General features: G+C 39.9%; 21 protein-coding genes. 12 read left to right on the top strand and 9 right to left on the bottom strand.

Translation table 11 applies throughout. The features are described 5' to 3' along the window. Window positions 1-12 precede the first annotated feature (12 nt). The 7 genes from B9N89_RS03335 to B9N89_RS03305 form a co-directional block, all read right to left on the bottom strand. Window positions 13-1,404, bottom strand: a complete 1,392-nt coding sequence (locus tag B9N89_RS03335) for a sigma-54-dependent transcriptional regulator (RefSeq protein WP_132315378.1) — start codon at window positions 1,402-1,404, stop codon at window positions 13-15. 14 nt (window positions 1,405-1,418) lie between these two features. Further along, the gene (locus B9N89_RS03330; protein ID WP_132315380.1) at window positions 1,419-1,616 is read right to left on the bottom strand and encodes a hypothetical protein; all 198 of its coding nucleotides are present in this window, start codon (window positions 1,614-1,616) and stop codon (window positions 1,419-1,421) included. Next, complete coding sequence (locus tag B9N89_RS03325) at window positions 1,609-2,007, bottom strand: response regulator (protein ID WP_132315382.1); 399 nt, start codon at window positions 2,005-2,007, stop codon at window positions 1,609-1,611. The genes B9N89_RS03330 and B9N89_RS03325 overlap by 8 nt, the downstream gene beginning before the upstream one ends. Next, window positions 1,997-3,856, bottom strand: coding sequence for an ATP-binding response regulator (locus B9N89_RS03320; protein WP_159455112.1), 1,860 nt, complete (start codon window positions 3,854-3,856; stop codon window positions 1,997-1,999). The genes B9N89_RS03325 and B9N89_RS03320 overlap by 11 nt, the downstream gene beginning before the upstream one ends. A gap of 523 nt (window positions 3,857-4,379) precedes the next feature. Beyond that, window positions 4,380-5,729 (bottom strand): ABC transporter substrate-binding protein, encoded by a 1,350-nt coding sequence (locus B9N89_RS03315; protein ID WP_159455111.1) that lies wholly within the window; start codon window positions 5,727-5,729, stop codon window positions 4,380-4,382. 185 nt (window positions 5,730-5,914) lie between these two features. Then, on the bottom strand, window positions 5,915-6,223 hold the full coding sequence (locus tag B9N89_RS03310) for a hypothetical protein (protein WP_132315388.1): 309 nt from the start codon (window positions 6,221-6,223) through the stop codon (window positions 5,915-5,917). Window positions 6,224-6,236: 13 nt separating this feature from the next. Next, window positions 6,237-7,283 carry a radical SAM protein gene (locus B9N89_RS03305; RefSeq protein ID WP_159455110.1) on the bottom strand — a complete coding sequence of 349 codons (1,047 nt, stop codon included), beginning with the start codon at window positions 7,281-7,283 and terminating at the stop codon, window positions 6,237-6,239. Between the two features lie 681 nt (window positions 7,284-7,964). Between B9N89_RS03305 and B9N89_RS03300 the strand changes: the two genes are divergently transcribed. The 7 genes from B9N89_RS03300 to B9N89_RS03270 all read left to right on the top strand — a co-directional run bounded on the left by B9N89_RS03300 (window position 7,965) and on the right by B9N89_RS03270 (window position 14,529). Next, on the top strand, window positions 7,965-8,429 hold the full coding sequence (locus B9N89_RS03300) for a hypothetical protein (RefSeq protein WP_132315392.1): 465 nt from the start codon (window positions 7,965-7,967) through the stop codon (window positions 8,427-8,429). A gap of 27 nt (window positions 8,430-8,456) precedes the next feature. After that, window positions 8,457-9,317 carry a hypothetical protein gene (locus B9N89_RS03295; protein WP_132315394.1) on the top strand — a complete coding sequence of 287 codons (861 nt, stop codon included), beginning with the start codon at window positions 8,457-8,459 and terminating at the stop codon, window positions 9,315-9,317. Window positions 9,318-9,371: 54 nt separating this feature from the next. After that, window positions 9,372-11,033, top strand: a complete 1,662-nt coding sequence (locus B9N89_RS03290; RefSeq protein WP_132315396.1) for a hypothetical protein — start codon at window positions 9,372-9,374, stop codon at window positions 11,031-11,033. 9 nt (window positions 11,034-11,042) lie between these two features. Then, window positions 11,043-11,918 (top strand): Hint domain-containing protein, encoded by an 876-nt coding sequence (locus tag B9N89_RS03285; RefSeq protein WP_132315398.1) that lies wholly within the window; start codon window positions 11,043-11,045, stop codon window positions 11,916-11,918. Between the two features lie 52 nt (window positions 11,919-11,970). Then, window positions 11,971-12,750, top strand: coding sequence for a hypothetical protein (locus B9N89_RS03280; protein ID WP_132315400.1), 780 nt, complete (start codon window positions 11,971-11,973; stop codon window positions 12,748-12,750). A gap of 28 nt (window positions 12,751-12,778) precedes the next feature. Further along, window positions 12,779-13,777, top strand: coding sequence for a hypothetical protein (locus B9N89_RS03275; protein ID WP_132315402.1), 999 nt, complete (start codon window positions 12,779-12,781; stop codon window positions 13,775-13,777). A gap of 311 nt (window positions 13,778-14,088) precedes the next feature. Beyond that, entirely contained in the window at window positions 14,089-14,529 is a 441-nt protein-coding gene (locus B9N89_RS03270) for a hypothetical protein (protein WP_132315404.1), read from the top strand. Window positions 14,530-14,635: 106 nt separating this feature from the next. Here the strand turns inward: B9N89_RS03270 and B9N89_RS03265 are convergent, their stop codons facing one another. Next, window positions 14,636-15,406: a trypsin-like serine protease gene (locus B9N89_RS03265; protein WP_132315406.1), complete on the bottom strand. Its 771-nt coding sequence runs from the start codon at window positions 15,404-15,406 to the stop codon at window positions 14,636-14,638. A 585-nt stretch (window positions 15,407-15,991) separates the two neighbouring features. Further along, window positions 15,992-16,192, bottom strand: a complete 201-nt coding sequence (locus tag B9N89_RS31215; RefSeq protein ID WP_132315408.1) for a hypothetical protein — start codon at window positions 16,190-16,192, stop codon at window positions 15,992-15,994. A gap of 139 nt (window positions 16,193-16,331) precedes the next feature. Between B9N89_RS31215 and B9N89_RS03260 the strand changes: the two genes are divergently transcribed. The 5 genes from B9N89_RS03260 to B9N89_RS03235 all read left to right on the top strand — a co-directional run bounded on the left by B9N89_RS03260 (window position 16,332) and on the right by B9N89_RS03235 (window position 21,672). Continuing rightward, a complete protein-coding gene (locus tag B9N89_RS03260) occupies window positions 16,332-16,697 on the top strand; it encodes a hypothetical protein (protein WP_132315410.1) in 366 nt (121 codons plus the stop codon). A gap of 793 nt (window positions 16,698-17,490) precedes the next feature. Continuing rightward, window positions 17,491-18,606, top strand: a complete 1,116-nt coding sequence (locus B9N89_RS31210) for a TraM recognition domain-containing protein (protein WP_159455109.1) — start codon at window positions 17,491-17,493, stop codon at window positions 18,604-18,606. Continuing rightward, the gene (mobC, locus tag B9N89_RS03250; RefSeq protein ID WP_132315414.1) at window positions 18,603-19,355 is read left to right on the top strand and encodes a MobC family replication-relaxation protein; all 753 of its coding nucleotides are present in this window, start codon (window positions 18,603-18,605) and stop codon (window positions 19,353-19,355) included. Before B9N89_RS31210 ends, mobC begins: the two co-directional genes overlap by 4 nt. A 648-nt stretch (window positions 19,356-20,003) precedes the next feature. After that, window positions 20,004-20,768: a type IV toxin-antitoxin system AbiEi family antitoxin domain-containing protein gene (locus B9N89_RS03240; RefSeq protein WP_159455108.1), complete on the top strand. Its 765-nt coding sequence runs from the start codon at window positions 20,004-20,006 to the stop codon at window positions 20,766-20,768. Beyond that, window positions 20,758-21,672, top strand: coding sequence for a nucleotidyl transferase AbiEii/AbiGii toxin family protein (locus B9N89_RS03235; protein ID WP_132315418.1), 915 nt, complete (start codon window positions 20,758-20,760; stop codon window positions 21,670-21,672). Before B9N89_RS03240 ends, B9N89_RS03235 begins: the two co-directional genes overlap by 11 nt. The last annotated feature ends 1 nt before the right edge of the window (window position 21,673 follow it).

Raw genomic sequence — 21,673 nt, 5'->3', positions numbered from 1 at the left:
ACCTATGATAAACTAGTTAAGATTGTACCTCGACATTCGAGACTCAAATGTCGATCTGTTCATCTCTAGTATGTTAACGATTTTAGTTTTGTTTCGGTATTTATCAAGCGCACGACGTAAAATCTCGCACTCTATTTCTCCGAGACTTTCCTTAATTGGTCGTTCCCAATTAAATCCCTCAAGGAAGTCTCGATCACTTGGTCTATAGCCAGGCTCAAACATTGTTTTGTACTCTGGCATCAAAGATGCCTCTAGAGGAACTTCATTCAAAGAGCAAATTGTTAGAAACGACTTTAATACATTAAAGAGTTGCCTAATGTTTCCTTGCCAGTAGTACTTTTTGCACTTTTCAACTACTTTCGCCATCCGTACTTTGTCGATCTCTATCCGCTCCTTTGCAAAAAAAAGCGGAACCAACAAATCGATATCATCTTTTCTTTCCCGCAACGGTTTCAAATGGATATCTATACCTGTTATTCTAGACCGCAAATCCATCAAAAACTGGCCCTCTTCGACTGCCTCATCTAGATCTTTTCCAGAAGCAACGATCACTTGGAACTCTGACTTCAAAGTTTTAGAGTCCCCAAGCCTTTGATATGTCCCATCGTTCAAAACTCGGAGAAGCTTCGACTGGCACTCCTCTGATAATCGATGAATCTCGTCGAGAAATAGAATTCCTCCATTGGCTTCCCCGATCATACCATTTGTGGTTTTGTCTGCTCCGGTGAAAGCACCCTTCTTGTGACCAAACAGAATGGACTCTGACATCGTGCTGTTGAGCTGGGCACAGTTTACAGCCATAAATGGCAGAGCACCTTCTAAATCACACCTTCTCTTGTGAATTAGCTTCGCAACTTCTTCTTTGCCTGTACCCGTTTCGCCATAAATCACACACGCTATGTCCTTTGATTTAGCAATGCCTTCTGCATACTTACGAGTTCTTACATCCAATACCAATCCATCGCCAAATCTATTACTCCTGCTTGAAAAGTGATAATTCACTTTTTCACTCGAAGAGATCATAGTCCTTGATTGCCTAGCCGCATCAATAGCAATGTGAAGTTCCTCAATCTCAACAACAGGCTTTTTTACCCAGTAGTCCGCTCCTTGTCGCATTGCCTTTCGATAAGTACTAATGTCCGGATCTGCAGACATAGCCAAAACCAGTATCTCAGGATGGTTGAGTTTGGAGTATTTAATAAGTTCGAGGCCTTCAAAGGTCTGCAAACTCGCTCCTGGTGTCAGATGAATATCTGTCAGGAGTACATCAATACACTCCCTATCTAATAGGATCTTTGCTTGATCCAAGTTTCCAGCCACAAAATATTCGTAAGTTCCGTCAACAAGTTTCTGATACCAAGCTAGCTGATCTTTCGAATCTTCAACTATAAGAATAGTACTCATACAAACCCTAATAATTAACTTTTTTCCATCTTGGCCTGATCTCTAAGAAGATCAGTAGCGTTCAAGAGTTTTGCATTGATAGAATCGACTTTGCCAAGGAAATCATCCATAGGCATGTCTTCCTTTTTACTTTCTGCTAGGAGAATCTGGTATTCGATTAGAAAGTTCTTCAGACTATGTCGATAGTTTAAATAGAATTGCTGATTAGACATGCTTTCCCCTATATCCCGAATAAAGTGCCCGCTCAAAGTCTTTGCTCGTCATAAGCGGTTTTGGTACAAAATGATGCATTGAACTTGAATCAATGCTCTCATCGGTAGACATTCCGATGACAACCGTCGTATCGCTGAAACTTCTCACTAGGCTAATCAGTTGAAGTCCCTCCGCATTGTCATTGGGAAGCGAAGTTAAATGTATATCAGTAATCAGGAAATCAAAGACCTCGCCTTTTACTTTTGCTACAGCTTCCTCATAGCATGAAGCACTCTCGCAACTCAGCAGTGATTGTGCAGTTTTAGAATAATGACTCAATTGGATCTCATCATCTTCAACGATAAGGAGTCTTTTGCCTTTAAGTTGCTCTAGAAATGCTTCAAATTCCATGTTCTACCCTGTTGTTCATTTTACGTCTTAGTTCATCTATAGCCTTCTTGGGATTCTTTGGGAGAATATCGCTAAAATATGATACTTCATCCTCCCTCAAGTCCTCTTTGCTTGTACTTAGAAATACTGGTATGTTAAGCCCAAGCCTCTTGATCGTTAAAGCAACATCTATTCCTGTTTTATTCTCATTGAGATAATAGTCAGTTACAAGAAAATGAATATCTTCTGAGAAGCTAGACTTACCAATTTCCGCTAAAAAACTATCGAAATTCGTGAATGCTTCAAATTTTTCATCCTCACTGAAACTCTTTCTCCAAGTATTCACTAAAATCTCGCTGTCCTCGACCAAAATCACTTTACCCGGAAACTTAGATCCATTATTCTTAGAAATGGTTTGCTGTCTAATATGCTCTCTTGCATATGCTACTAAAACGCTTAAAAAATGGTGACGAGATATAGGCTTTGGCAAGAACAAGTCTGCCCCCGCTTCAATTGCCTTAGATTGAAACTCCAAACCTCTGTTCGAATGCACACAGACTTTCGCGCTAGGTGCTGACTCTTTAATAATTGGAATAGAGTCAAGTCCACTAATGTGACTTTCACCAAGATCAATATCTAAAATGATTACATCGACGTCATTATCGAATAAATGGAGAAGGAGGCCTTCTGAACTATCAAACTCACTTAAGTTCCAAGTAAACCAAGGCTGAATGTCAGCACCTAAATGACTTTTGACATGATTTCTATAGACTGGCTCGTCGTCCACGATAGCAATATTTAAACTACGGCCTAGTTTTGAGAGCAATGACAGAGATTCTTCAATCTTTGATTTTTCCGAACTTTCGGCAGGTTTAGAATGACTCTCGTTAGAAACAGACTTTTCATTGCTATGATGATAGCTTCGGCTGTTTTCGATTCGCTTCTCTGCTTGTAAACAATCCTCTACATCTGCGCTAGGCAAGGTAAGAATAAACTCGGTGCCATCTTCGCGAGACGATCGACAGTTAATGCTACCTCCATGAGCCTCAACTATCTTACGTACAATCGCCAACCCAAGACCTGTTCCACCCTTTTTTCCTTTGGTAAAAAACGCGTCAAAAAGCTGTTCAATATCTGAAGGCTCAATAAATGTCCCTGAGTTCCCAATAACAATTTCGCACTGTTGGTTATCTTGTCTCGATTTGAACCAAATAGTTCCCTTTCCACTCATCATCTCAGCAGCGTTGCCGATAATATTTGTGAAAACTCGTCTTATTTTAGACTTATCTGCAATTACTGCATTGCGATGGTTTAATTCGTAGACAATATCGATCTCGGATTTATCATCGAATCTAAACTGATTCTTAAGAACTTCAGAGATCAATTGAGAAACCGGAAAGGGTTCCGTAACCAAATTGTTTTCTTCAGACCCTACTTCCATGATGTCTTGAATCATTCCATTTACACTCTCCAGAGATGAAGCCATCTCTGGAATACTTTCTGCTAGAATCCTGGAAGCCTCCGAAGGAGATTGGGAATTTGAAATCATATCAATTACAGCTGAAAACAATGTAAATGGCTTTCTCACATCATGAGCTAGCATCTGCGTAGTTTGCGCTATTGCCTGGTTTTTCGCATTTTCTCTGGTGATCCTTGCTTCTTTCTTGGAAAGTTCTTTAATCAATTCAATTTTTTCTGCGAAAGCTCTTAGAAGATTTTTTAGCTCTTCTATCTTGATGCTTCCTAGCAAATGCTCCACATCCTGAGTTTCTCGGGCACTAATTGAGTTTGCAACTTCGGACAACGGCTTTAGAACGTCTTTCTCAATTTTTGACTTTACTCGTAGAACTAAAAATACAATTACCGCCATCGACGTACTAGTAAGGAATAAGAAAATTATCGTGCTGATTGATGAATCAAATTTTGAAAAATAAAACACCAGGCTATATTGGGGAGCACTTTGAAGCTGAATGTTGTGTTTTGACTCAAATAGATCGCGAGCTCCACTAAGACAGCTTTGTTTTCGATCGGAAGGTAGCGAGTATACGACCCTATCTCCATCAAATATGCAGATTAGCCTAAAATTTCTCGAATTGATCGCTAAACTCGATAATGATTCTACCAACATCCGATTGTTTTGAATGATTGCAAGGTTATAGCTAGATGCTAGATCTTCCGAAAAGGCTGTTTGTTCTTTAAGGTGTTGAGTACTCTGAAAGTAGGCAATGCTTAAAAAACATGTGAGAGATAAGACTAATACGATACGAGAAGGAAGAGATAATCTAAACTTGAGCCATTTTGAGAGGCTTTCCTCACTAGGTGTCTCAACTAATTTTTGATTAACTTTTCGAATCGTTTGTCTTTCTCCTCAAGCTCCCGTAGTGGAATAAAATCTACTGATTTAAGCTAAATAGGCGCCAGAGTGTATCAAAATGTCGATCCACAATCGCTCTAGTTATAGTTAACTTATCCTTTCGGAACAGGTAATTGCTATATCGAAAGCCTATATGCACACCAGGGACTTCAGTTAATATTGCCCGAGAGACGTTCTCATAATGATTCTTTACTCGACTTTGATCTGTCAATGTTCTGCCTATCTCCAGTAATGACGTAACCTTCTCTCGTTGGATCATAGGGGAGGTTATAGCACCATTCTTACCCAGCAAATGATAGATTCCGTCTGGATCTGAAAGATGTACACTCGCTACCGCAACTAAAATATCTGCTGTATTATGTTTGTATAAATCGGCCATTACACCTGAAATAGGTATATTTAGGTCTACCAGTGATAAACCTTCTTGGGATAGTAACTCAAAAAGAACCCCCTTTAATGACCCCGCAAAACAAACTTTAATTGGGTTGCTCTTAGAGTCGGCTATAAGGCTATCGACGTATCTTCTTCCTCTGCTGATTATCTCCTCTGTTTCATCATTCGATATACGACCGGGGCTAAACGGCAGAAATGGCTGAAAGTCCACACGGAATTGACCAATAGTCTTTTCCAATCGTTCCCTGTGTTCAGTGAAAACCTTCCAAGATAGGTATTGGAAGGCCAATCTCCTCTTTTCATCCTCAAAAAACCGCCCTGGTTTTCCATTTAAATGCAACCACGCTCCGACATTCTCTTCCCCATAGGACTGGCCAATATTTCTGTCTTCAGGTGCTTCTTTTGCATTCAATGCTATTATATCGATCTCCCCGGAGATCAACTTATCCATTGGTGAAGAGTCATGGATCGCTTCAATCACTTCAAAATCTGTTTCCTCGGTAGAGAATGGATTTAACACCATCTTTACATGGTCACTCTCTTGGCTTTCAAACATATATCGGCCAGTACCGATAAACTCCCCATCTACTTTTTTGAAAGCAGAGAACCGAGCTCCTGTCAAATGCATCAACGCCATTCGAAAAGGGGTTTTAAACTTGATGATCAGCTTATCTGGGCTCGGGGTTATAACTCCAGAAAGCTCTTTTGATTTAGCAAAATCATCTACCCCTTCTATAACAGATAGAATATCTGCCAAACTACTGACAGCAGAATTAGGCGTTATTAGAAAGGCTTCTTGCCAGGATCTCTTAAAATCGTATGAGGTTAGTTTTGATGCATCGGAAAACTTTCTATCGGTATCAATCACAAACTCTAGTGTTCGAAAGTCGTTGCTAAAGTGGTATGATTTAGCAGCAAGTGGCACGACCAGTCCATTCCCTCCACGGTGCACTAAAGATTCGAAAACATTAAGCATGATCGTATCTTCTACGAGCGTGTGCTGGGAGGCGGGATGAAGTGGCACGAGCCATTCATGGGGATAAGCTACCTTTAAACTACTCTCTGTCATCCTAGAAAATTTCCTTTGAGTTTCGTATGATCCAAAAAGAATTAACCCTAATACAACCAGTAAAACCCCGGCTAAATAGAAGCCTATTCTCTTCATCTTTCTTCTTTCAGCTCAAATAGCTCGTACTTCTGCTCTACTTTGATCAAAGCTTCATCTATCTTAATCCGGTCGACTTCGCTCACGTCTGGAGACTTCAACTTCTCTACCAGAAGTGATTCAATTAACATAAGCTGTTCCTGGCTCAATTGCGATTCCTTGTGCAAAACACCGCTACTAGGCGAGTTACCAGCAAATACTCGACAAGCTGATAACAAGCTTGTCGCGATAAGTGCTGATTTAGCACCAAACCTTAGACTATTTGAACCACTGACAGAAATAAATCTTCTCAAAAACATCTTCATTCAAAAACCTTTCCTATTGTAACTTCCAACATCCTGGATCTTTCGCAAGAAAACTTCCATACTCAGCATAGGCTGCATTTCTATCTCCACCGCAGAGATTGAATAGTTCACAGTCTCCACAGACCTCTACCTCCCCATTTCTTAGTCTATTCAAGGTCAAGTTATCGATATATAGCGTCTCTAAATCATGTTCGAGAATATTCCCCAGCACAAAATCAGCCCTACTTGTTAGTTTCAACTGCCCTCTATAGTCGATTATCAATGCATCAAAACCAAATAGCCCACTGGACCCAAAGCTTTTGTCAAGTAGCGCATAAAGCGGCTGACTAGTGTTAGTAGGTACTTCTGTCAGAAAAGATTGAAGAATGATCTCTTTGTAGGCATTTTTCAATTCAAGTGGCGATAAGACTCTATCAAGGTTTTGAGAGGTCATTTCCTTCCCGCTACCTTGCTCAATCAGCCTAGTGAAGTTCTGAGCGTGAACGTTTAGGGACCTTGCGTTTTCAAAGAACTGTTTGATCCAAGGTCTAGTCCTACTAGATAGTATCGAAAGGATAGAAACGTCGCAAAAATCATTGAACTGCCTAATCCCCTCTACAGTCTTTTCAAAGCTTCCATCCCCTCTGACTTGGTCATGAGTTTCTTGATTCGGTCCATCCAACGAGATTTGAACGCTTATAGGATATTTGTATAAAAACGCTAAAAGGGAACTCCGATAGATTGTCCCATTAGTCAGCACTACGATTCTAGCACCCTTAAACTGCTCACCAATTCTAGTGACTATAGGCTTGAACAAAGGGCTTAATAGAGGCTCACCTCCACAGATAATAAACTCAGGATCGAATGAGTATTTTAATAGAAATCTCTCAACTTCATCCAAAACACCTTTCCAGCTTTCAATTCCAATAGCTCCCTTATTGGAATGGTGGGGATGATAGCAATGAGTGCATGAAAGATTGCAAGCGTTAGTGATGTCGAGCTGGATAGCCATTGGCCTCCGTAGCGAGATTGCTTTTAATGCTTTGTATTCAATTTTTTCAATCAGCTTAGCAAAAAGCATTTTCATTCCCCGCCGGTATGTTATCCTTGAGCTTCATCCTCTCTAGGGTTTTCAGACGATTTATAGACAATATGAAACCAGTTGTAAAAGCTAAAATACACCGTTTGACCCTGCGTTAACACTGAGATCGACTGATCCTAAACAAGAATAATGCCAGTCCATCCTTTCTATTTAAGTGACTGAAATAATTTAACCAAGCCATTCTAGCTATTGATAGAAATCATAAAAATCTTCTGAAAATCAGTAAGTCAAAGAAAGCAGATAAGTTCAGAGTTCAATCAGGTTTTCATAACTTATAGCTACCAGCTTACCCTTCTAAATCCATTAAGTCGTTTCGACCCACCCCAATACACAAGCAAACTTTTCGAATATATCTGAAAGCAGTCAGAGTGTTGCAATACACAAACTTTTCATGCCCTATTAGTCGAAATGAAGAATTTCCTCGTAGTTCCTAATTCCAACTCCTTTCAAACTCAACTTGCCAAAAACTAGCAGTTCTTGATGAAAATCGATCATGTGATTTGATTGAAATTTAAAGTGTAAGACTCTGATCGACTATCTGCCAAAAAGTTTTTTCCCTATAGTTCAAATACTTAGATAGGCCTTCAACAGAAAGAAGTCCCTTGGCATATAGATTGCTCTAGTGCTCTCACAAGAAACTTAAACGTTTGGAGCACTACTATGAATAAGAAGTTTAATAGAATTGGAGCATCAGTTTTTTCACTCCTGCTATCAGTAGATGCAAGTGCGCTGGTAACGCGAGTGTACTGTGATAAAGCCTCGTCAGCCTACCCATATAACCACACATGCAGAACACCAACAAAAAATGATTTTATCCATAGTCTAGAAGCATGCCGACAAAAAGAAAAACATTGTCGAAGAGGAGCTGGAGGCACTGGTAGTGGCAATATTGTTTTGGGCGAATGGTTCCGCATTGACGGAGAGGAACTGATATATCCCAGGTCATTAGCTCGAAATGTTGAAAGAGACTGTAAGCGCGATATCTATACACAATCTGATTGGGAGTTGGAGTATGAACTTGAAGCCTGTGAGAAGGAGGGTGACAGATCTATAGGGCGCTTTAAACTACGACTTCAATGCACATTTAACGCTAGTAATCCCGAGGCTGGAGCGTGTGAATACTAAAGACTGAATTATCTAGAGATAGAAATCATGACTAAAAACTTATTCTACGCCATGATGCTTTCTACAAGCGCATTCGGTACCGATATTCTTAGCCCAAACGAGAACCAAAGATGGCTTGGTCATGGCTACAACGTTCAAGAGCAACGCATAGTTTCGGAGTGCATAACAGGAAAAGTCATATCAATAGATTTGGAGAAAACGAACCTTAAAGTTGGATATGGCGAAAGTCTTAGTGACTTCATTGAACGATACAATGGCCGATTGAGAGGAAGCATTGATCTTGGGATTATAAGTGGAAAGGCTTCTCGGGAGTTTCTCATTCGCAATACCGAAACTAACAAGAGTGCTTCTGCTATATGGCTAATTGACTATCAAAGCCATGTAGAGTCGTTAATTAACCCCCGTCTAAACGAGATTGGTAATGAAGCAAGACTCTTAGATCCCGATGAAAAATCAAAGATATGCGGCAACAGAGTTGTTCACTCCCAGGAAATTGGAGCTAAAACTTTACTTTCCCTGAATCTAAGGTTTAATTCTTCCGAAAAATATCGTTGGTTCAAGACGAAAGTAAAGGCATCTGCGTTCGGCGGATTGGTGAAAAAGAGCAAGACTACAATCGAAGAATTCCAAGAGTTCGCTGAGGAAGGTCTCTTAGAAGTTTCGGCACTTCAAATAGGGGGTGACACCAAGGAACTAGATCGACTGAAGTCGGCTGGACAGATAAGTTGCAAAACCAACGACATGGAACCGTGTATTGATACATTTAATAGGCTATTTGAGTACGTCCGTTCACGACAATACCGAATGAGCTTAAGCGATAAATCTAATCTTGCAAGTTTCGTCTTAGCAACTGATAGCTATGAGCAACTTGCAATCTTCGACTACTAGTTTTCTTTCCGAATGGTTCGGAATATAGTTTTTCTTAATTTTAAGGATAAATTTATGAAATTGAGACCACTTTTGATGGCACTCGGTAGTGCATCCTTCTTGGTAAATTGTGGAGATCCCTCTGCAACAAGCGTGCTGGATACCTATGAAATCCCACAAGAAGCTGTCAATTCTGTTGTACTAGGTCAAGCTTTTGATACCGATAGATACAAAATGCTGAATGTTACTTGTATCACGGGTGACTCGGTAAAAAGCGAGATTGGTGAGGTTGCAGAGATTGATCTAAGCATTGGATTGGGATTTGAAGAGACACTGAAAAAGATCGGAGGTAAGATTTCTGTCAATCTAGAGTATCCAGCGGTACGAGCTGGGGCGGGTGCTGAATATGCTATGGAAAACTCCTCAACGAACGTCTCTAATAGTTTTCTATTTACTTGGTCAAATATAAAACGAAGACAGATTTTGCGCACGAATTCTTATGAACTTACGCCAACAGGAAAAAATATTCGCGACAATAGAAATTCTCAACTACAGACCTATTGCGGTAACGAGTTCGTCAAAGAGATTGAGTATGGCGCAAAGCTATTTATCAATATGAAAGTCGACTATGCAAACGAATTCGATAAAGAAGAGATTGGAGGTAAGTTAGATTTAGCTGTCGGTGAGGGTGGCATCGACATATTCAAGCTGGAAGGCGAGTTAGAAATGTTGGACCAAGCTCGTAAGTCATCTGTTAACATTAGTATTCAAGCAAGACAGGTGGGCGGTGACTCACTTCAGTTGCTAACTATCATTCCTGACTCCTTAGTTACGTGTTCGTTAGAAAACCCTAAACCTTGTTTTAAACTATTCAATGATGCAATCAGATATGCTAAAACAAACGTCGTGCAACAGCTATCTGACCCCAACCGTTACAAGCCAATCAAGTATATAACGGAGCGTTATGATGAATCAGGAGCGTTCGATTTAGTTCCAAATCAAGGGTATCAACAGCTCGACCTACTCGTTCGCGAGAAGAGACGTGATATTGAACGAAAGTATACAAAAGAGCTGCTCAATAAGCAAAGAGCAACTGACTTACTCGTCAATTACAGCCGTCAATTAAGTTCTTCTCAGAAATCTAGAGTTCAATCCATTGAAGATCTCGCCTTCAAGAACGCAGAAATTCTAAGTGGTGTTTCAATTTCTTGTTACGATACACCCAAAACTTGCATTGCTGTAGCGGATCGTGAACTACGAAGAATTCGAAGTTACAATGAGAAGGATCTAAAGTTGGAGTCATTTGGTAATCTAAATCCGGTTTCATTCCAGGGCTGGCAAATAAAACACCCTTCGACCAAAGCTGCCTTTTCTACCTCGCAAGCAGATTCGGGGTCAATCTTGGAAGACTATGATGGGTTCTCTAGTCTATCCGAAACAGGTGAGACTGTTCATCTTAGCACTATAATTCGCGAAGCAAGTTGCTCTGATGTCGCGGAGGTAGAGAACAACCCCTCTTCTCAACAATACCAAGGCGAAGTTCCGTTTAAATTTCTCGTGGAGCACTTTGAGCGTCGTGGAAAATATACTTTGAGAGCGATTGGGGCATTCCGTTCACAAGACCGATGTATGCTTGTTACTTTCTACTCTCAGAATCGACTATCTAAAAAAGTAGATTTCAACGAGATATCGCCTGTATCAACAACAATTAAAAAAGTCTTTAGTACCGTAAAATAGGAAAATATTATGAAAACAATACTATCTTTGCTCACTACACTATTATTCAGTTCGATTAGTTATGGTTCATTGGCAGATGATGAATGGGGCTACTGCAAGTCAGGTCTTGCGTACCATGATGCAAAGTTTAGCCAACGGAAAACTGAAACAGACTGGCTTTGCAAACTTCCAGACGCCTATGCTCTCGGTGAATCTGATAGTGAAGCAATTCGTTGTAACAACTTGCAAAAGAGAAATTGTGAAATCGGAGCTGGAGGTGATGAAAAAATTAGGGGTCCTCACAATATCCCTAGGAACGCATTCTTCTATCAAGTTACCGATAATTCTGAATTCGCTGAAATGAGATGTATGTGCGGATGTTTCCCAGCAGGTGTAAAGCTACTAAGCACTCGTGGCTCCATAGACATTCTTGATCTATTCGAATCATCAAAAGACGAACCTTTTCGCCTAGCCATACCAGTATCTGAGCATTCCCCGGAGTTGCGTGCTACAGATTTTTTGAATCGCGGAAGTTTCACAGTTGGTCCTGAGGAAAACGAAATTTTCTCTCTACTAACTGAATCCGGCTTGGAGATCGAGTTAACAGAAAAACACCCTGTTGTGCTCAGCAGCGATGGAAACTACTTACTGAAGATGGCCAAGGAGCTTGTTGTTGGAGATAGTCTAGTTACGCAAGACGGTCAGCTAGATAAGTTGGTTGCACTTACTACTTATATGCTACCATCAGAAGATAATACAGTTTACAACCTCGACACCAAGGGTCAGACGGTCATGGATCATGTAGTTGTAGCAAATGGTCTCCTAATGGGCGATGTTATCCTTCAAAACTTACTATCAGAGTACGATCAACGGGTGCAGAATATTCAAGATGCTGTTCAGCCTTAGTTTCTAGCCAAAGAGAGGTGGTATCTTGCCACCTCTTCCTGTAGGAGATTGCATGAAACCCAAAATAGTAGTTGCCAGTTTATTAGCAATAATCACTGCTTTGTGCTTTCTGTTTACAGAAAGTAAATCGAAGAAGTCGAATCTTAAAGAGAAGAATATATCAATATCATTAACTAAACGAGAACCCGAATCTAAAGCTCCTACTTCACAGACGCGTCAAAGCCGTATCGATTCTGTTGTCGATCTGAAATATCGCGCTATTGAACAGGAAGAGCCCACTCCAGCATGGCTAGAAAGTTTCGTAGGTCTATCTGACGAGGAAAGAAAACTTGAAGAGGACTGTGTTATAGCTGTGCGTCAATTCTATTCTATGGGTTCAATTCGGCAAGACAATATGAGAACCTTTCGGACCAACATATGGAAGTTAAAGAGAAAATTATCTTACTCACTTGGCCAGAAACTATGGCAGCTAGAAAATAATTCGGTCCAATCAAAGTCTGATGCTGAAAAAGTTATTGGCTACCTTGATACGCTTAGGTATTTTGCGAAGGCTAACGCTATTGATTCTCGAACAGTAATAGAAGATCTTGCAAAACGAAAGCTAGAATGGGATGCAGAGGGCAAAATGGTGAATCCACTTAAGGTAAATATCACCTTGGAAGCATTCCAAGTATTAGCTCAGAACTCTCCAGAGAAAGCTAGTATCTTTATGAGAGACAGCATTCCATTGAGGAAAGCTAGACCATACTTCTATCACTTCAAACTAGGGAGAACGATGGCCGGTTTGGACGATGAAACTATCGAACTAGAGATGAAACGAATCTATAATTAAGATTCATAATAATTTTAAAGGACTTCATATGAAACTAGATAAGAGACTCGTGATCGCAGGTTGCTTTCTTTTTACCATGGCTTGTGGCAAATCAAACTCCAATGACGAGATAACAGTATCAGATCCAATTCAACTTGATGTCGTATCGAATAGAATCGGTCACTGGACTATTCCAACACCTATCGGAACAGAACAAAAGACTTTTCGAAATGTTTCTGATGATGGTTACCTTATTCAAACTTTAAACGCTCTATCGATCAAAGATAGATCTGGAAATGATATATCTTTCGAAATGATAGCTAAAGAAATTGATTGTGAAGACTATGATAGACAGTTGTCTGACCCAAGCTTGTTAGACTATCAATTCAAAAGTTCGATCGGTTTTCAAGAACTCAATTCCAACAATAGATCTAGATATGTATTGCGCACTGCCTATAAAGACAGTAATGAATGTCTATCAATCAACTTTATTTCTCAAGATTCTTCTGAAACAGGTATAGAAGCGAAATTTGATAACTTGAAGAAAATCCTCGCACTTAGATCAACTGTTACGTACACCAAGGATCGATTTGGATTTAACGATTGGTCCCTATCAGAAACCTCGAAGATAAGTGAATTTTTTATAGACGGGCTTGAAAATGATCGACTTATGATCGAGAAGATGGAAGATAACGGCTTCTACTTTCTGAACCCTAAATCGAAAATCAAACCAGGGTTTCTGCTACGAGAAAGAGATTGTAGCGATGCGGACCTTAACGTCTATACTGACACTAATTTAGAAATCCTAAGTAAAGCTGTTTCTGTGAGGACGTATATAGACGACTTAACAGATGACAGCAGTCGAGCTTATCGTATTAACTATCTATTTTCTTGGAATGATAGTTGTGTCACTTTGATGATTTCTACTAGCAAGAGTCAAGTAAATGCGCTTACAGAAGCTGAGAGGATTGAATATCTCGAAGCTAGTGAAAAATTAGCTGGTTCTTTTAGTGTCGTCTCTGAAAGTAGTTCACTTTCTGTTCGATAAGTCTACTTTATGAATACTCGCCCTTCCCTCAATCTCTAGAAAGGTTCGATTCTTTCCAGTATTGATGAGGGCGTTCAAACATTATATGCATTGCCAAAAAGGAACTTTACTAATACCAACTCCACATTCATAATTTTAGAGGCTGAGAAAGTCTATAAGCAAGATAAACTTGACTCAGTGTCGCGATAGATTCTCTCTAAAATGATCAGGACCTTTATTAGGTGTTAAAAGGCACGAACATCTTTTCCTGTCAGGAAATTCCTATTGCTAGTCGTATTGCAACCTAGACCAAACTGTAGAAGGACAATGCAATGAGTAAACGTCTCATTCAGATAGTCGTAGCACTAGCTTTGGCGAACGTACAATGTACCAACAAAACTAAGAGCTATTCCGACTTAGCTCTTCGCACCAAGGAAGAGCATAAAGAACAAGGTTTCTCTAGAAAGGGAATGGCTGTTACCACTAGTAGAGAATTTCTCAGAAGCCTTTTAAACGAGACAGATGGGGCTATTGTTGAAGAGTTTATCTACAAAGGTCACAAATCACATAGATTGATTAGAATCAAGCAAGATTCAATATATTATAAACTGGGCCTAACGAATCTTGATAGAATAATTGCTATTGGAGATGATCAATATCATAAAATGAATAGCAAGCAATTTATCTCAAAAATTCTCTCTAGACCTTCAACAGCTATCCTGTTTGAACGAAGTGGCAAGCAGTTTACTTTGAAGATCGACTTATTGGACTAAGAAATTATCCCTAGGCTTTTGCTTAGGGATAGTTTCTCAATTCTCAATAACTACTAAAATATTCTTCTACCTCTTGGTACTGAAGTCTCGTTTGTATGATCTGATTCTACAAAGATGGCAAGGCAATTCCTTGAGACCGCAAAAAAGATCTTGAGTATGATGAATTTAAATCTACGTAGGCGTTCTTTAACCGATTGCCTTGATATGGCTCAGCTCCAGATGCTACCCCAACAATACCAGAATACTTGTTAAACGGGGTTCTTTGTATAAATAATGGGCCTCCGGAATCACCTTTTGCAGCTCCTGCATCCGCTCCGCTACTATCCGGAGAGCTATTTTTGCCGTTCAGAAAAATGACTCCATCTGATACATGTGTGATTCGGTTCTCTCCAACACGAAAAACGCCGCCTCCGCTACTGGGGGAATTTGAATTTCCATCCCACTTGTTTGATCCAAACCCAGCGATTGTTACATAATCTCCAGTCTTGAGCTTCTGAGCGATTAATGCCTTAGCAGGTCCCGTATTATTAGGGAAAGTAACAACTGCCAAGTCATACTTCACCATATCAACAGGAATAGTTGAACTTCCATTGTCTCGCCACTTTGGATGTTTAGCTATTCTTGTCGAAAAAACTGTACCTGACTTGCCAAAATAGGCTATTTTTGTAGATTGAATGCAATGAGCAGCAGTTAACATCTTACTATCAGTTAAAAACGTTCCTGTACAGTTCACACCGTCGCTATCTATCCAGCCTACGGTAGAAGCAAGATCTTCAGAGACTTCTCGCCCATTGGTTATTTTTAGATCGTGAGAGTTTACATCGTCCTGCCCACATGAAGCTAGTAAAAGAAATGACACCCATAAACACTTTTTCATAATTTTAGTCCTGATTTTGTAAAAAAGTACCGAGCATAGACAATTTTGAAAATGGGTTATTGCAGTGCTTCAAATCTAGATGATGATTTTTATCTTTGAGTTCTATGTTACAGTCTGCATCAATGTGCGATGAGGTACTCGGGCAGCATGGAAAATATGACTTTTTCATTTAGGATAGGGGGGTGTCTAGAAGAGAGCTAAAGTTCTCAAGCATGCTTTTGAAGCTCATCCCGATAGGTTTCCGAAATCAGGACCTACACTATCAGAGCCCTCTGACTCTGTGGGTATAAACGTACCGCTGGTAAGGTAATCTGTATCCACTTTGAGGTAAGTATATGCTATACCCAATTGTCTCAAACTCCCTGACATATTACGCATCGCGACCAAAAATCACCGTAGGTATCGCAACTTTCGAAGAGTGCTGATACCTACTAAGATCATGCATTTACAACCTAGATTACACTTCTACCTCCAAGACACATTAGAAGATGTATCGACCAATCCTTTATTACATCGTGAGACTCTCACGTAAGAATTTGAATTCTTACCGTAAAAATTATTAATATCTAAGTAGAAAAAATTGCACTAAATTTCAATTAATTTATTTTCCATCTCTGCCGACTCCGTAAAGAAGTTAGCACCACAAAAGTGCTGAAAGGCAAAGCTACCCAAACGAAGCCGTGGCAGCGGCGGATACCCAAACACAGCCTTGAGCGTTGTTTGGAGTATCGACTGTTCACGCTTATCAATTCGAACACTTCCGAGAAATCCAAACACTTCATTCACAGCAAAAATGAAAAGCCATGTCGGCTCTATTTTTTAACACGTCATATAGGAGTTCTATTATTACGAAAATTTAGAAAAAGCTAGAGCTTCAACAAATTACAAATTTTTAAGATTCATTTAACAAAAAGGAAAAGAAAAAATGCAACAAAAACTCAATAAAATTCATGGTCCGTCCAAGTACGACAAATTCAAAAAAGCCATTCAAAAATTCAACGACCCCAAAGGTGTTCACGAAATTTCAGTTCATTTTCCATGCTTAATTACAGGTGTTGTTGACGTAGAAAACGAAAGTAATTCGATAAAAATTAAGACTAATACAACGTCTTTCGATGGCCCTTTCTATCACAGTGGTTTGGATTACATTTTTCACAACAAAGAACGAGGTTCAATTGGACGCAGACTTCAGTATGCTTGGCGACTTTGCGATGGCTCTGAGATAGCTGATTTTGGAACGAGACAAGATTTTGGTTTCTTAAAAAATGAAGACCTAATCTGGATAAGATAATATAGAACAGAGCGGACACCTCGGAATTTTTTCCGATTAAACGAAGCTCTTACGATTACTAAATACCCGATTAGAGATAAAGGAGGGTGAAACCCCAGAATGGTTCTGGAAAAAAACGAATCCCCCAGTTAACAGTTTAACATCGGATTCGAAAATGAACCAATTTGACAAAGTATGGATTGCTACCACTCAATGGCTAATAACTTATGATGAGATTTCTTTCTTTCTCGCTTCATCACTTCTTATTTCTACAATTATCTTTTTTATCAGAGTCATGTTTCTTCTCTCGAACGAACACCTTTTCCTCGTCCACTGCATTCGAGCTTTGGGAAAAGTCGGCCTATTCCTATCTATAATCTTCCCGCTATTCATGCTGATGTCCTGGGTACTATATCTAGAAGATCTTAATAGCTTCTTCTATCCAATCACCTTTCTCGAATACCTTCACTCGAAGCAAAATCAAGTCTTCTACGGATCTATCTTCGGAGTATTTTTAGGCTTGTTTCTAGTAGGTGTAATCCATTTTAAATGGGAAAAGAAATTTATGGATTGGTATGGATACACTTTCAAGAACAGAGATGGTCTACCTGATATTGTCAATGATCAGAAATTTTTCAGCAGGTTGAAACCTTATAATCCTTTAGCCTATTTCGATTTTTCAAAAGCTAGGGACAATATCTTCCTAGGATTAGACGAGAGAATGAAGCCAATTTGGTGCTCATTTCAATCATTCACACAGACTCATTCCCTTGTAATTGGCCCATCTAGAGTTGGGAAAGGGATATGGAGCGGCATGATTTTGCACCAACTGATCTTAAGAGGGGTTGTAACCGTAGTTATGGCGCCAAAGCACGACTCGTTTTTATCAGGAGTCCTAGCAATTGCCGCACGTATCAGAGGGATTCATCTTCATCACGTTCGAATCAGGCACACTATGCTTCCTAATCCGTTTGCAAGTTGTTCAGGAGAGGATATTTATGAAATACTTGTCGATGGACTAAAACAGTCCGACACAGGAAGAGAATCGGATTTTTACAGGATTGCTGGCCGGAAGGTAGCTAGAATCCTATCCAACTACTGGGCTGATAAAAACCCTAGTTTTCGCGATCTAGAATCAAGTATTGAAAATTTGATAGATAGTGACCTAGCGAAAAAGGCTCAAGGCTTTATAGAGCGTATTTCTGAATTGGCTCATTACTTTCCACCTCATCACATAAGCAATATTGATATCAAGGATGTCATCAGCAAAGGTGACAGTATAATTATTACTGGCGATACGATGAACACCACCATTCAAACTCTCCATAAGATCTACGCCATTAGAACGGTTCAGATAATCTCACAGAGAGAATTTGACAATGACCATAAGCAAGTAACAATGTTTTGTGACGAGTTGAAATTTCTAATTTGCCCGACTCTTGTGCGTAGTTTTGGGGTAGTGCTAGATAGAAGGCTGAGCTACATCGCAGCTTTTCAAACTATCGGCGATTTGTCAGATTCCACCGATCTAGATCCAATAACAATTGAAAGAAGTATTCTTGATAACTCGACCATTAAGCTTGTATATCAACAGTCCGATTTTTCTACAGCTCAGTGGGCTTCCAATCTTTCAGGCAAGTCAATTGTCAATGCCAGAAGCATGCACACTCAAGCAACGACTCAGGGACACTTCTTACCGACAAGTAGCACCAGCTACTCCGAAGTAGGGTCAAATTTATTTTCAACAAATATTTTTCAATCGCTTCCCAAGGGATGTGCCGTTCTTTTCAACGGCAATAAAGTGGCTCAGCTCGCTTATGTTTGTCCTATCCCAATCGACAAAGAGAAAGACAAGGCATTAACGGTGATGCTACCTGACAACAAACTCGATGACGAGATGGATTTGGACATTGGGAGGGCATTACTATGAGTAACCTACTTTCGGGCCGAAAGGGGTCTCAACGAGCAAGGGAAAAGCAGCAACAGATACTTTCATTCTTGCTAAGTGAAAGGTGGACACACCCAGATATCCTTGCGTACCACTTGGGTTTAAAGTCCAAATATTCAGTAGTCAAAACCCTTTGTCAGCTGAAGCAAATGGGCGCTGTTAAGGAAGTCAAAATAGATATACCTTATGGTGGCAGCATTGATATTTGGGGGATCACAAATCATGGAATAGGTATATCTCGTTCTGAGTTCCAAGAAAATGTCCGTGCACTTGAGCCTTCGAAGCTTTCGCTGGTCTCTATGTTCCATCACCTGGATTTACAAAAAGCCAGAGTTCTACTTACTAAACACCAAAAGTGCGATTGGGTGAGAATATCTGACATGCCTACAAAGTCGAAAAAACAGCCTGATGCAATTATGGTTACCGAGGGTGGGCAGCGTATCGCTATCGAGATGGAGAGGACTCTAAAAAGCAGGAAAAGGTATTCTGAAATTTTGGTATCTCATCTGATTGCTCGCAAGCAGGGCCTGTGGGATGAGATACTTTATATTGCTCCCGATCAAAATCTAGCTCATAGACTCAAGAGGTATTTCCTTAACATCGGTTCAGCGACTCACCAGGGAAGAAGGTTTCAAGTAACCGCGGATCACCTGTCCTATTTTGGATTCACAGACCTCGCTTCCTTGGAGCAAGACGAACATGAACTACAGGGGTGGACCAAGCATTCATAAACCCAAGGCAGATGGAATTGGAACCTAAACAAGCTGGGTCTAACTTTCCTCACAACCCAGTGGCTACCTAAACGCATTTCACTACTTTGACCAGCTCAACTTCTTAAATCTATCTAGGAAGTGGATCAGATGAAATATTTTTCACGATGATTCAAATACCTACAACTATGTAAGATTGTAATTATCGCTGGTTAGAGCAGCCGGCTCATAACCGGCTGGTCCGGGGTTCGAGTCCCTGTCATCCCACCATCTTTTACCCGAACTTCAAGTACTTACAATTAAATAGCAAATAGTGTTGGTTATATAAAATTCTATTTGTTGGTTAGAAAAATAACCGCAGAGAATGCTTATGACTCAGTTGGAAAGCCACGAAATCTACAAGCCATACCGCAATATTGACTCCCTATCAAAAAGATCAATGGGGATGACCTCACATTCCCCTTCCCCTGCAAGCATGTAACAACAGGTCTGTTCACTTGGTGGTGGGATTATTTACTACCCCTCATCACTAGCTATTTGGATATCATTAGCTACAACTAGTTCAATTTTCCTAAAAAAGTCGGAACCTATAGTACCGATATTAAAGTTGAATTAAACCACTACCTGGTTTAGAATAGAGTGAAAATCAGAACTATAAGGTCGGAATTTTTGTCTAGATTAAACCAAGCATTGAGCAACTGGAATAAAGGGGAACTCCACTCCCTCCAATGGCTATCAAAATTTGGAGTCAGCCCCAGGTCAGCCAACAAGTATTTTGCTAGTGGCTCGCTAAAAAAAATTGCACCAGGAATTTTTGCTCGTCCAAATGACCAAATATCTTGGCAAGGCATCGTCAACGTCTTACAAAGTGATTTATCGATGCCCGTTCACGTCGCAGGAAAGTCAGCATTAGAACTACACGGTGAAGGTCACTACATTCCATTAGGGCACCCTATCATCAATATTGTAAGTCGCAACAAAGCTCAGGTCCCATCATGGGCTATATCGGGAGAATTTAATGGTGAGCTTAAAGTTAAGCAATCCAGTATGATCACTTCTGAACCAGAACTAGTTTTATATAACCGAGATGGAATCGACTTCTATATCTCTTCACGTGAACAGGCGATATTAGAATTGATTGATTCTCTAGATCTTTCAGAAACTTTTGAAACAGCTGAGAACTATATGCAAGGCCTTCTAACCCTAAGGTCAGATAAGGTTCAATTCTTACTCGAAAACTGTAAATCCATCAAAGTAAAAAGAGTATTTCTCTTCTTGGCAAAAAAACTCGAACTTCCATTCCTCAAAAAGATTAATTTAGCGACAATCCACTTAGGGTCTGGAAAACGAGTTGTAACCAAGAACGGAAGGCTAGATAACGACTTCAATATTACTGTTCCTACCACTTATTTTGAGGAACCCAATGATTTCTGAAGACTATAAAAAACAGGTCAGTCTTGTACTCGATGCTTTACCAATTGTTGCACAACACGATTATTTTGCTCTAAAAGGTGGTACCGCCCTTAATCTATTTTATGCAGAATTACCTAGGTTATCTGTCGATATCGACCTATGTTATATTCCTGTGAAGGATCGAAAAGGGAGTTTTGCTGAGATGCATACTGGTCTAGAACAAATTTCTGAAGGTTTGTCGAAAAGACTAGGTTGTCGTGTGACTCCTACAAAGCCACTCCATACTCTAAGCGAAACTAGACTTATCGTAGAACGGGAACACATCAAGATTAAAATAGAACCCAACTATATTATTCGGGGAACAGTATATCCGACGGAATACAGAACGACCTCTAGTAAAGTTGAAGATACTTTCAAAAAGTCAGCAGAAATAAGCTGCCTCTCCATCGAAGATCTTTGGGGAGGAAAGTTTTGTGCAGCCTTAGATCGCCAGCATCCACGTGACTTGTTTGATGTCCATCAGTTCTTCGAACATCACGACTTTAACAATCAAGTGAAAACAGCATTCATCTTTTACTTGCTGTCGCATAATCGACCAATAGAGGAGGTCTTAGCACCAACATCAAAAGATATCTCAGGTATTTTCCAATCCGAATTCAAAGGTATGAGCAGTATCGAGCTAGACCCGAAAGAACTTTGTCAAAAGTTATGGGATCTGAAAGCATTGATTCTAGACTCATTGAACAAAAATGATAAAGAGTTTTTAATCTCGATTTATACCAAAGAGCCTAAATGGTCTCTATACGAATATAAAGATGCGAAAGAGCATCCATCAATCAAGTGGAAGCTCCAAAATATATCTAAGATGACTATTAAGAAAACTGCAGGCTGCCAAAAGAAATTAGAAGCGTTACTAACGACCTAAA

Origin of the sequence: Pseudobacteriovorax antillogorgiicola, from assembly GCF_900177345.1 — a bacterium.
Lineage (GTDB): Bacteria > Bdellovibrionota_B > Oligoflexia > Oligoflexales > Oligoflexaceae > Pseudobacteriovorax > Pseudobacteriovorax antillogorgiicola.
This window is presented reverse-complemented; position numbering and strand designations above follow the sequence as displayed.